The following is an 11287-nucleotide window of genomic DNA, read 5'->3' on the forward strand; positions in this document are numbered from 1 at the left end:
TATAAAGTGATAAGGAAAATTTTGGTATATTATCAAGAAATTTTATTTAAAAAGGGAAAATATTATGGAAGTTACAGCAAAACTAATTGATTTTGCAAATGCAAATGCTACTGTGAAAATTGCTCAAGGAGCTATTAAAGCAGAAGTTGAAAAATTAGCTAAAAAAGCGTCTAAAACTATGAAAATGGATGGTTTTAGAGCAGGAAAAGTTCCTGTTGCTGCTATACTTAAAAGATATGAAAAAGAGCTTACAAGAGATGCGGAGCAAGATCTTTTAAGAAATGCTGTAGATGGTGCTTTAAAAGAAGTTAAAAAAGAGGCTAAAGATTTAGTAGGTGAGCCATATTTTGAAAAATTTGATAGAAAAGATGGCGATATTGAAGCTCAAATGGTATTATCTTTTAAGCCAGAAGTAAAATTAGATGGATATGAAGAACTAATTCCAACTTATAATACACCAAAAGTAACTCAAAAAGAAATTGATGCAAAAAAAGAAGAATTATTAAAAAGATTTGCTACTCCTGAAACGATTAAAGAGACAAGGGCTTTAAAAGAAGGCGATTTTGCTAAATTTGATTTTGAGGGTTTTGTTGATGGTAAAGCTTTTGATGGCGGAAAAGCTCAAAATTATGTTTTAGAGATTGGTTCAAAACAATTTATACCAGGATTTGAAGAAGGTATGATTGGTTTAAAAGCAGGTGAGGAAAAAGATATTAATGTAACTTTTCCAAAAGAATATGGTGCAGCACATTTAGCAGGAAAAGATGCGGTATTTAAAGTAAAAATTCATGAAATTCAAGAACTTAAATTACCTGAATTAAATGAAGAGCTTTTAAAAAACTTACTTCCTGAAGAAAAAGAGCCAAGTGTTGAAAAATTAGACGCAAAATTAAAAGAACAACTAAAAAATGAAAAAATCTTTAAACTTATTAATGATGAGCTTAAAAATCAATTTGCAGAAGCTTTAGTAGCTAAGTTTGACTTTGTTTTGCCAAGAAATATAGTAGAGCAAGAAACAGATATGCAATTTAGAAGCTCTTTAAGAACTTTAAGCGAAGAGGAATTAAAAGAATTTAAAGATGAGGCTAAATATAAAGAAAAAAGAGAGAGTTTCAAAGAAGATGCGCAAAAAAGCGTAAAATTAACTTTCATTATAGACGAGCTAGCAAAACTTAGAAATGTTACAGTAAGCGATCAAGAATTAATCCAAGCAATTTATTTTGAAGCTTATAGATATGGTTTTAACCCACAAGAACATTTAGATAATTATAAAAAGCAAGGTGCATTACCTGCCATTAAAATGTCTTTAATTGAAGAAAAACTTTTTGCTGATATTTTTAAAAAAAATGATAAAAAGAAAACCGAAAAAGAAAGTGAAAAATAATGAGTTCATATATACCCTATGTAGTTGAAAAAACAAGCAGAGGCGAAAGAAGTTATGATATATACTCAAGACTTTTAAAAGATAGGATTATCATGCTAAGTGGTGAGATCAATGATGATCTTGCTGCTTCTATCGTGGCACAGCTTTTGTTTTTAGAAGCTGAAGATCCTCAAAAGGATATTTATCTTTATATTAACTCACCAGGTGGGGTTGTGACAAGTGGATTTAGTATTTATGATACGATGAATTATATTAAAGCTGATGTAAGTACTATTTGTATTGGTCAAGCTGCTTCTATGGGTGCATTTTTGCTTAGTTGTGGTGCTCCAGGGAAAAGATTTGCTCTGCCAAATTCAAGAATTATGATCCACCAACCACTAGGTGGTGCAAGAGGACAAGCAACAGATATAGAAATTCAGGCAAAAGAAATTCTAAGATTAAAAGCGATTTTAAATGATATTTTGGCAAAAAATACTAATCAAAAACTTTCTAAAATAGAAAAAGATACCGATAGAGATTTTTTTATGAGTGCTATAGAGGCTAAGGAATATGGCTTAATCGATAAGGTTTTGGAAAAAAGTTTTAAATAAGGAAACAAAGCAATGCTAGATGATGATTTATTTGCTGATTTAAATTTAAATAGCGATCCAACTCCAGCCAAAGAAGCTCCAAAAATTCAAAAAATTAGTGGAGGCGAATTTGAGAAATTTGCGAAATCTATTTTAACTGAACTTGTAAAAGATAATGTGCCTCCAACTCCTACTAACTATGGGGTTTATTTTCAAAAAATGCTTGAAGAGCGTCCAGGAGCTTTTAAGAAAAAAGTTGGTGAGATTATGGAATTTGAGCAAAATGATGATGGTCTTAAGCGTGCAAATATAGAACAAGAAATAAAGAAAAGTTTTAATTCTACTTCGGCATTATTGCAATATATTGCCATGATTTATAGGCATCTTGAAACAGTTAAAGATATGCTAAAAAGGCGTAATTCAGAACTTGCTATTAGTACAGGAAATTTAGCTGTTTCTAATGTAATCCATGCCCTTGAAACAGACCTTTCAAGATTTTCTAGCATTTTAGATAAGTATTCAGATGAGATTAAAGAAAATTTTGATGAGGTTAGACAGACTTATAAACATATAGAAGAGCAGAGTGATTTTGACTCTAAATTTGGAGTTTTTAATAAAAAATATTTTTTAGAAAATTTGGAAAAAAGCATAGAGAGTAATGCTAAATATAATTATTATACCTCTTTGATATTCTTTAGAGTAAAAGAGGAAATTTTAGAGCAAACTTATACTCAAAAAGAGAAAAATGCCTTTTTAAAAAGTGTTTGTAAAATTTTTAGTAAAAATGTTTCTTCAAGTGATATAGTAGCACATTGTGGAAATAATATTTTTGCTATAATGATTTCTCATACTAATTTAGAAAAAGCACAAGAAATATGTAATAAAATTTTAGAATCCTTAGAAAATTCAAATTTTTTCTTAGCAGATAAAGAAATAGAGGCAGATGTGGAGGTTGCTATTAGTGCAGTTAATAGTGACAGCAAAGGTGAAGAATTAATAGAAAAATGCATTGAAGCTTTAAAAGACTCGGGAAAAAATTTAGAACCTTTTGTAATAGTGGAAAAAGAAAAATGATAAGAAAGATAATTACCTATCCTAATCCAAGATTATTTTTAGAATCAAAAAAAGTAGAAAATTTTGATAAAGATTTACATATACTTTTAGATGATATGTATGAAACAATGATAGCTAATAAAGGTGTAGGTTTGGCAGCTATCCAAGTTGATGTGCCAATTAGAGCTTTACTTGTAGATATTGGTGATGAAGAAGGTGAGCAAAAAGAAGACAAACAAACTCTTTTAGAAATCATCAATCCCATTATAACACCTTTAGATGATGAAAGAATTTCTTGTAATGAGGGTTGTTTAAGCATACCAGGCTTTTATGAAGATGTAATGCGTTATAAAAATATACAACTTGACTATCAAGATAGATTTGGCAAACCACAAAGTTTGCAAGCACATGAGTTTTTAGCAGTGGCTATCCAACATGAAGTTGATCATCTTGATGGACATTTATTTATAGAAAAACTTTCTTTTTTAAAGCGTCAAAAATTTGATAAAGACTTTAAGAAAAAATCCAAAAAGAATAAATGAAAAAGCTAAAATGTGCAAGTTTTTCTACAGAACTTGATATCATCGATGTAGAATCAACTTTCACAAGAGGCTTGCCAGGCTTTAGCATAGTGGGTCTTGCAAACTCTACCATCAAAGAAAGCACTGAAAGAATTAAAGCAACTTTGTTAAGTCAGAATTTTAGCTTTCCGGCACAAAAAATTACTATCAACTTAAGTCCTTCGGATATTCCTAAAAATGGTTCTCATTTTGACTTAGCTATTGCAATTTTGATTTTATTTCAAAAAGAAATTTTAGATGATTTTTTTGTTTTTGGAGAACTTGGATTAGATGGGAGTATAAAAAGCACTGCTAGTTTATTTTCTATCTTGCTTTTTTTAAGTACAAAAATACAAAATGCCAAAGTAGTAGTGCCAAAAGCCATAGCACAAAAAGCTTCAATGATACCTAATTTAACAATTTATGCTTTAGAAAATTTAGCCCAGGCTGTAGATTTTTTTAAAGAAAAAAAATATGAGAATTATCATATATGCAATGCGCATCCTTTATTTGAAAATGCTATAAAATTTAATGGGGAAAAATATATAAAAAACACTAGCTTTCCTTATGATTTTAAGGAAGTTAAAGGTCAAGAAAATGCTAAATTTGCTTGTATAATAGCAGCTTTAGGAATGCATAATATTTTATTTGAAGGTAGTCCAGGTAGCGGTAAAAGTATGTGTGCTAAAAGACTTCCTTTTATCATGCCACCGCAAAGCTTGAAAGAAATTTTAGCTCAAAACGCTTATAAGTCATTAAATTCTTTAGATGATGATTTTAGCGCTAGTAGGGTTTTTAGAAGTCCTCATCATACAAGTACTAGAGCTAGTATTTTTGGCGGAGGAACTAAAAATGCCAAGATAGGAGAAATAGCACTTGCAAATGGAGGAGTTTTGTTTTTTGATGAGTTTCCTCATTTTTCAAAACAAATCATAGAAAGTTTAAGAGAGCCATTGGAGGATTTTAAAATTCTTATTTCAAGAGTTAATACCAAAGTGATTTATGAAACTAAATTTTTATTTGCTTGTGCGCAAAATCCTTGTCCTTGTGGAAATTTATTTTCTAAAAATCAAAATTGTCGTTGTCAAGAAATAGAAATAAAAAAATATAAAAACAAAATTTCATCTCCAATTTTAGATAGGATTGATCTTTATGTAGCTATGGATGAAATTTCACATAAGGATAAAATGAGTTTAACATCAGAGCAAATGAGCGAGATGGTATTTAAAGGATTTTTATTTCAAAAACAAAGACAGCAAGAAGAGTTTAATGCTAAATTAAATGATGAGCAGATGAAACAATTTTGTATTTTAGAGTCTTCTGCTAATGAAATTTTGCAAAAGGCTATAAATTCATATAATCTTTCTCAAAGAGGGGTAAATAAAACTATAAAAGTAGCAAGAACCATTGCAGATTTAGAGCAAAGTGAGTTGATTTTAAAAACTCATATTTTAAAAGCATTAAGTTTTAGAATGAGAAATATTTAGGAGCAAAAATGGAAAATAAAAGCATAGCAATTTTTATAGATGCGGAAAATATTCCTTCAAAATACGCAAAATCGATTTTTGGTATTGCTTCTGATTATGGAGAAATTGTTATAAAGCGAATTTATGGAGATTGGACTCAAAAAAATATACAAAATTGGAAAGAACAAATCGCACAATATTCTATCATTGCTATGCAACAATTTAATTTTTTAGCTAATAAAAATTCAAGTGATATGTATTTAATTACTGATATTATGAGTGTTTTTTATGAAAAAGATATTGATATTTTTGTTATTGTATCAAGCGATAGTGATTATACTAGTTTGATACAGAAGCTAAAAGAAAATAAAAAACAAGTTATAGGCATGGGTTTAAAGCAAGCTGTAAAATCTTATGTGAATTCCTTTAGTGAATTCTTTTATTTAGATCAAGATAAAACAAAAACAAAAGTCATAATTGAAAAAGAATATATCAAAGATTTAATCAATATCGCAGAGGCTTTGATAGAAGAAAAAGGTCGCGCAGAATATGCTCAAATTCGTACTAATATGAACAGAAAACATGCAAATTTTATTCCACAAAATTTCGGCTTTAAAAATTTTAAAGCTTTGATGAAAGAACTTTTACCAAAGATGAAACAATTTAAAGAAGCAAATGAGAAAAATATTTATTTCCTTGAAAAAGCAAAGGCTTAAAAATGGAAAATATCTTAATAGCTTTTTTGGCTGTTGTAATTTTAGCTTTTGTATGGGTGGTATTTAAAAGTCAGAAAGAAAAAGTAAAGTTAGAATTTTTAAATCAAAACAATATGACTTTGCAAAATCAACTTTCTAATTTAGAGTTTGAAAAAACTGCACTTATAGAAAAAAATTCCAAACTTTTAGATGAAAAAATATCGTATTTATCTAAAAATGAAGTTTTAGAGGCAAAATTAGCACAAAAAGAACAAACTCAACAAGAACTTTTAAATATGCATTTAAAAGAGCGTGCGAATTTAAAAGAAGAATACACTCAAACCTTAATAAAATTAGAAGAAAAATATAAACAAAGTTTGACGGGATTAAAACAAGAGCTAGAGCAAAATTTCCAAAAACAAAATGCTAGTATTTTAAATCAAAACAAACTTATGCTCAATGAAGATACAAAAAAAATCTTAGAAGAAATTTTCTTGCCTGTGAAAAAAAGTGTTAAAGAGTATAGTGAAAAACTCAGTCAAAATGAAGTTAGCATTAAAACACAAATTGATCATATGTTTAAATTTAGTCAAAATATGGGAGAAAATGCAGATAAGCTAGCTAAAATTTTAAAAGGAGATAAAAAAATTCGTGGTAATTTTGCAGAATTGCAACTAAAATCAGTTTTAGAAAATAGTGGTTTAGTAGAGGGTGTGCAGTATAAATTGCAAGAGAGATTTCAAGATGAGGGTAAAACTTACATTCCTGATGCGGTTGTGTTTTTAGATAAACAAAAAAGTATAGTTATAGATGCAAAATTTTCTCTACCAAGTGATTTTAGTTTTGAAGATATTAGTAAAAATACCTGTCTTGATTTGGCTTATAATCTAAAATCAAGGATTGATGAGTTAGCTAAAAAGCCTTATATGCAGTATGATAAACACACTTATGAGTTTGTTTTGCTTTTTATACCTTATCAAAATATTCTAGATTTGATTTTAAATGTAGATCTTGAAATTTATCAATACGCTTACAAAAAAAAGGTTTATTTAACTACACCAAACACTCTTTTTATGGCATTAAATACTATAAATATTTCATGGAAAAATATACAAAGTAATGAAAATATCTTAAAAGCTTTTGATGAACTGGGTAAATTTCATGATAAATTTGCAGGTGTTTTGGATGATTTTGAAAAAATCAAAGAAAATGTTAAAAGATTAAACACAAATGTAGATAATATGCAAACAAAGCTTACTCATGGAAGTGGAAATATCGCTTCAAGAGTGATAAAGCTTAAAGAGCTAGGCGCTAAAACTCAAAAATTTATAAAATGTGAGATGAGCGATGAAAGCAGTATTTAAAGATAATATTTCTTATGAAAAAAAACTTATTGAAAAAGGTTTGGATGAGTTTTTAATGATGGAAAATGCAGGCATAGAGCTTGCAAATTTGATTAAGAAAAAAAGTAAAAACATAAAAAATGCCAAAATTTTATTTTTGCTCGGTACTGGTGGAAATGGAGCTGATGGACTTGTGGCTATAAGGCATTTAAAAAAAGCTTTTGCTTTTGTTATGCCATATAAAAAAAATACAATGTTTATCAAGCAAGAGCAAATTTTAAAAAATATAGGTTTTAAATTTTTAAAAAAAGAACCTAAATTTAAAGATTTTGACATCATTGTTGATTGTGTTTTTGGGAGTGGTTTAAATAAAGCTTTAGATGAAAATTTGCAAAGAATTTTTAAAAAAATTGCTAAAAGTAAGGCTTTAAAAATAGCTTGTGATGTTCCTAGCGGGCTTGGACAAGAGCTATGTTTTAAGGCTGATTACACTCTTTGCATGGGAGTGATTAAAGAAATTTTATTAGAAGATTTTGCAAAAGAATTTGCAGGTAAAATTAAAATTGCGAATTTGGGTTTAAAACCTTATATGCAAAATACTTCAAGTTTTTTACTAGAAAAAAAAGATTTAAAACTTATTACAAAAAAGATTAACTCAAATAAAGGCGATTTTGGCCATATTTATATTTTTGCAAATAAAAGTGCAGGTACTCTAGCAGGACTTGGTGCTTTAGAATTTGGAGCAGGACTTGTATCTTTAGTGGCTAAAGAAAGTTTTTCACCTTTGATTATGCTAAAAGATGATATTGAAAGCAAAATAAATGCAGCTGCTATAGGTATGGGACTTGATGATTTAAGTATTTTAAAAGATGAAAGATTAAAAAACATTCCTTTGGTTTTAGACGCAAATTGCTTTCAAAGTGAAAATTTACCTTCATATCTTGCTAGAGAAGATGTTGTTTTAACCCCTCATCCTAAAGAATTTTGTATGCTTTTAAAACTTTGTTTTAATGAGGATATAAGCGTAGAAGAAATTCAAAACAAACGCTTTTTTTATGCAAGAAAGTTTAGTTCTAAATTTCAATGTGTTTTGGTATTAAAAGGAGCTAATCCTATTATTGCTCAAAAAGAAAAATTTTTTATAGTAAATTGTGGCAATGAAGCTTTAGCAAAAGGTGGAAGTGGGGATGTGTTAAGTGGTATGATAGCAGCTTTGCTTGGAGCTAAATTTAATGCTTTAGAAGCTGCTAAAAATGCAGTATTAGCTCATGCTTTAGTAGCTAAAAATTATAAGAAAAACAAAATTAGTTTTGATGCTTTAAAATTGATAAAGGGGTTAAAATGCTTATAAAATTAGCAATTTTATTTAGTGGTAATGGAAGTAATTTGGAAAATATTTTAGCAAAATTACATAAAAAAACTTTTGGTAAAAATACCTTTGAAGTGGTTTTATGCGTGTGCAATAAAAAAGAAGCTTATGGTATACAAAGAGCTTTAAAATATAACCTTAATACTCAAATTATAGAGCATGAAAAATTTACTTCAAGAGAAGAATTTGATGCAGAATTAGTAAAAATTATAAAAGAAAGTCAAGCAGATCTGACCATCTTAGCAGGATTTATGCGAATTTTAAGTCCTATTTTCACTCAAAATATAAAAGCTATTAATCTTCATCCTTCTTTGCTTCCTTTATTTAAAGGTGCTCATGCTATCAAAGAAAGTTATGAGAGCGATATGAAACTTGCGGGTGTTAGCGTGCATTGGGTTAACGAAGAGCTTGATGGTGGTAAAATCATTGCTCAAAAGGCGTTTGAAAAAGCTAAACTAAGCTTTGAAGAATTTGAAGATAAAATTCATAAATTAGAGTATGAAATTTTACCTGCAACTATTGTTGAAATTTTTGAAAATGATTAATTTTTTATCATTATAATTACGCTTTTTATTTTAAGGAAGTTAAATGTTTGAGTGGATTTTGAGTGTGGATGCGTGGGTAGTGTTGCTTACGCTTACAGCTTTAGAGATTGTGCTAGGGATTGATAATATCATTTTCTTGGCTATTTTGGTTTCTAAATTACCACCAGAACATAGAGATAAGGGTAGAGTTTTAGGTCTTGCTTTTGCGATGATTACTAGAATTTTATTGTTATTGTCTTTGTTTTGGGTTATGAAACTTGTCACACCTTTATTTAGTATATTAGGGAATGAAATTTCAGGTAGGGATTTGGTGCTTTTGCTTGGAGGATTGTTTTTGATAGTTAAATCTATCAAAGAAATCAAAGAAAGTATAACACATCAAGAGGAAAGTCAAAGTAATATAAAAATCAGCAATAAACTTTGGATTGTAGTTGCTGAAATAGCTGTGATAGATATAGTATTTTCTCTAGATAGTGTTATTACTGCTGTGGGTATTGCTCAAGATATAGAGATTATGATTATTGCTGTTATTATTGCAGTATTAGTAATGCTTTTTGCTTCTAAGCCAATTGCAGATTTTGTAGAAAAATATCCAAGCATTAAAATTTTAGCTTTGGCATTTTTAGTAATGATAGGTTTTGTTTTAGTATGTGAAAGTTTTGATATTCATATAGATAAGGCCTATATTTATGTAGCTATGGCCTTTTCTTTGGCAGTTGAAATTTTAAACATCATTTCACAAAAAAAGCAAACAAATAATTCTTAAAATATTTAGCATTTTTTATGCTAAATATTCTTATTTATCTTGACTTTTAATATTTTTTTATGTAGAATAACGCTTTATTTTTATACATCGGGGTGTAGCGCAGTCTGGTTAGCGCACTTGGTTTGGGACCAAGGGGCCGAAGGTTCGAATCCTTTCACCCCGACCATTTTTATAAATGGTGAGTGTAGCTCAGTCGGTTAGAGCATCAGATTGTGGTCCTGAGGGTCGTGGGTTCGATTCCCATCACTCACCCCATCAGCGCTCGTAGCTCAACTGGATAGAGCGACAGACTTCGGATCTGTAGGTTATGGGTTCGATTCCTATCGGGCGCACCATAAGCCTATTGTTACTTTTATTTTTTGCGCTCATAGCTCAGCTGGATAGAGCAACGGCCTTCTAAGCCGTAGGTCAGAGGTTCGAATCCTCTTGAGCGTACCACTTTTGCGGATGTGGTGAAATTGGCAGACACGCCAGACTTAGGATCTGGTGCAGCAATGCGTGAAGGTTCAAGTCCTTTCATCCGCACCACTAATTTAGATTTTACTCAAATATGAAAACCTATAATTTATTTTTAGTTGCACAATAATAATATTTTAAATTAAAATATATTGCAAATATTAGGAAGATATTATGGTAAATATATCAAGTTAAAATTATCGAAAATTTTTGCAAGGATAAATTTAAAAAAGATACAAGGCTAAAGGATTTTTTTCATATCTTTTTGGCACAAAATTTAGAAATTTATACCAATATAGAAGACCAAAATTATACCAAAGGTACAATACTAATATATAAAATTTTTGATATATGTATAAAAGATGGAGTTTTAGTAGGTCAAGAGTATTGTCAATTTAAAAAAGCGTGATAGATTATATAGTTGCTTATACTGATGAAAATATGAATGATGGTAAAATATCGCAACTATTAAGAGGTAGTTTTACATTAAAAATAGATAAATCAAATTGTTATGATAATCCAGATATTAAAGTTGTGTTTTCAGAAAAAGGCTTTTTGTTTCAGGCTAAATTTAACAATTGTGAAAGTAAATTTAAAGATACAATGACTATGTTTGCACTTTCTTTGGCTTATCGTGAGAAAATGGAGTATTATTTGAATTTGACTTCAAGTATTATAGATAAAGAAAACTACCATGATGTTATTGATATTAAAAAAGATTTTTATGTTTTTAATTTGAAATATTTTTTTAGCAACCCAATACATTATAACTACCAACAAAAACACACAATATGGAAAATTATATTTCATTATTATAATATTTTAGAGAAACATCAAGAATTAAAAATTCAAATAGAAAATCTTGTTGATATTTTGCATATTGAGCAAAATCAAGAAGAAGATAAAAAGGAAAAAATAAAAGAGAATAAAAGAAAAAAATTGAAATGATTTTTTAATTATCGGTGCTTTTGTTACTTTAGCTTTGCTAGTTAGTGTATACAAAGATGCTATGGAATTACTTGGTTAAAGTTATAGTATCACTTGTTTTGTGTTTTACTAAAATTTAACTCTCTATCCCAAA

11 protein-coding genes and 5 tRNA genes are annotated in these 11287 nt (G+C 29.0%); all 16 read left to right on the top strand.

Features of this window, described 5'->3' with window-relative positions; genetic code table 11:
* Positions 1–64: 64 nt before the first annotated feature.
* Positions 65–1384, top strand: a complete 1320-nt coding sequence (gene tig / locus L8X38_RS06720; RefSeq protein ID WP_220566470.1) for a trigger factor — start codon at positions 65–67, stop codon at positions 1382–1384.
* Positions 1384–1974, top strand: coding sequence for an ATP-dependent Clp endopeptidase proteolytic subunit ClpP (clpP, locus tag L8X38_RS06725; RefSeq protein ID WP_220566471.1), 591 nt, complete (start codon positions 1384–1386; stop codon positions 1972–1974). Before tig ends, clpP begins: the two co-directional genes overlap by 1 nt.
* Before the next feature lie 12 nt (positions 1975–1986).
* Positions 1987–3027: a GGDEF domain-containing protein gene (locus L8X38_RS06730; RefSeq protein ID WP_133318992.1), complete on the top strand. Its 1041-nt coding sequence runs from the start codon at positions 1987–1989 to the stop codon at positions 3025–3027.
* Positions 3024–3548: a peptide deformylase gene (def, locus tag L8X38_RS06735; RefSeq protein WP_220566472.1), complete on the top strand. Its 525-nt coding sequence runs from the start codon at positions 3024–3026 to the stop codon at positions 3546–3548. Before L8X38_RS06730 ends, def begins: the two co-directional genes overlap by 4 nt.
* The gene (locus L8X38_RS06740) at positions 3545–5053 is read left to right on the top strand and encodes a YifB family Mg chelatase-like AAA ATPase (protein WP_263661623.1); all 1509 of its coding nucleotides are present in this window, start codon (positions 3545–3547) and stop codon (positions 5051–5053) included. Before def ends, L8X38_RS06740 begins: the two co-directional genes overlap by 4 nt.
* Positions 5054–5061: 8 nt before the next feature.
* Positions 5062–5748 (top strand): NYN domain-containing protein, encoded by a 687-nt coding sequence (locus L8X38_RS06745; RefSeq protein WP_220566474.1) that lies wholly within the window; start codon positions 5062–5064, stop codon positions 5746–5748.
* 2 nt (positions 5749–5750) lie between these two features.
* Complete coding sequence (rmuC, locus tag L8X38_RS06750; RefSeq protein ID WP_220566475.1) at positions 5751–7091, top strand: DNA recombination protein RmuC; 1341 nt, start codon at positions 5751–5753, stop codon at positions 7089–7091.
* Positions 7075–8421 carry an NAD(P)H-hydrate dehydratase gene (locus L8X38_RS06755; RefSeq protein WP_263661624.1) on the top strand — a complete coding sequence of 449 codons (1347 nt, stop codon included), beginning with the start codon at positions 7075–7077 and terminating at the stop codon, positions 8419–8421. The genes rmuC and L8X38_RS06755 overlap by 17 nt, the downstream gene beginning before the upstream one ends.
* On the top strand, positions 8412–8984 hold the full coding sequence (gene purN, locus L8X38_RS06760) for a phosphoribosylglycinamide formyltransferase (RefSeq protein ID WP_263659582.1): 573 nt from the start codon (positions 8412–8414) through the stop codon (positions 8982–8984). The genes L8X38_RS06755 and purN overlap by 10 nt, the downstream gene beginning before the upstream one ends.
* A gap of 43 nt (positions 8985–9027) precedes the next feature.
* On the top strand, positions 9028–9750 hold the full coding sequence (locus L8X38_RS06765; RefSeq protein WP_263661625.1) for a TerC family protein: 723 nt from the start codon (positions 9028–9030) through the stop codon (positions 9748–9750).
* Positions 9751–9838: 88 nt separating this feature from the next.
* Positions 9839–9916 (top strand) — tRNA-Pro (locus tag L8X38_RS06770).
* A 12-nt stretch (positions 9917–9928) separates the two neighbouring features.
* Positions 9929–10005: transfer RNA gene (locus L8X38_RS06775), tRNA-His, on the top strand.
* Positions 10006–10008: 3 nt separating this feature from the next.
* Positions 10009–10085, top strand: a tRNA-Arg gene (locus L8X38_RS06780).
* A 26-nt stretch (positions 10086–10111) separates the two neighbouring features.
* A tRNA-Arg gene (locus L8X38_RS06785) sits at positions 10112–10188 on the top strand.
* A 5-nt stretch (positions 10189–10193) separates the two neighbouring features.
* Positions 10194–10278, top strand: a tRNA-Leu gene (locus L8X38_RS06790).
* Positions 10279–10611: 333 nt separating this feature from the next.
* Complete coding sequence (locus L8X38_RS06795) at positions 10612–11154, top strand: hypothetical protein (protein WP_263661626.1); 543 nt, start codon at positions 10612–10614, stop codon at positions 11152–11154.
* Positions 11155–11287: the final 133 nt, after the last annotated feature.

The sequence above is a fragment of the Campylobacter sp. CNRCH_2014_2452 genome (genome assembly GCF_025772865.1).
GTDB lineage: Bacteria > Campylobacterota > Campylobacteria > Campylobacterales > Campylobacteraceae > Campylobacter_D > Campylobacter_D lari_D.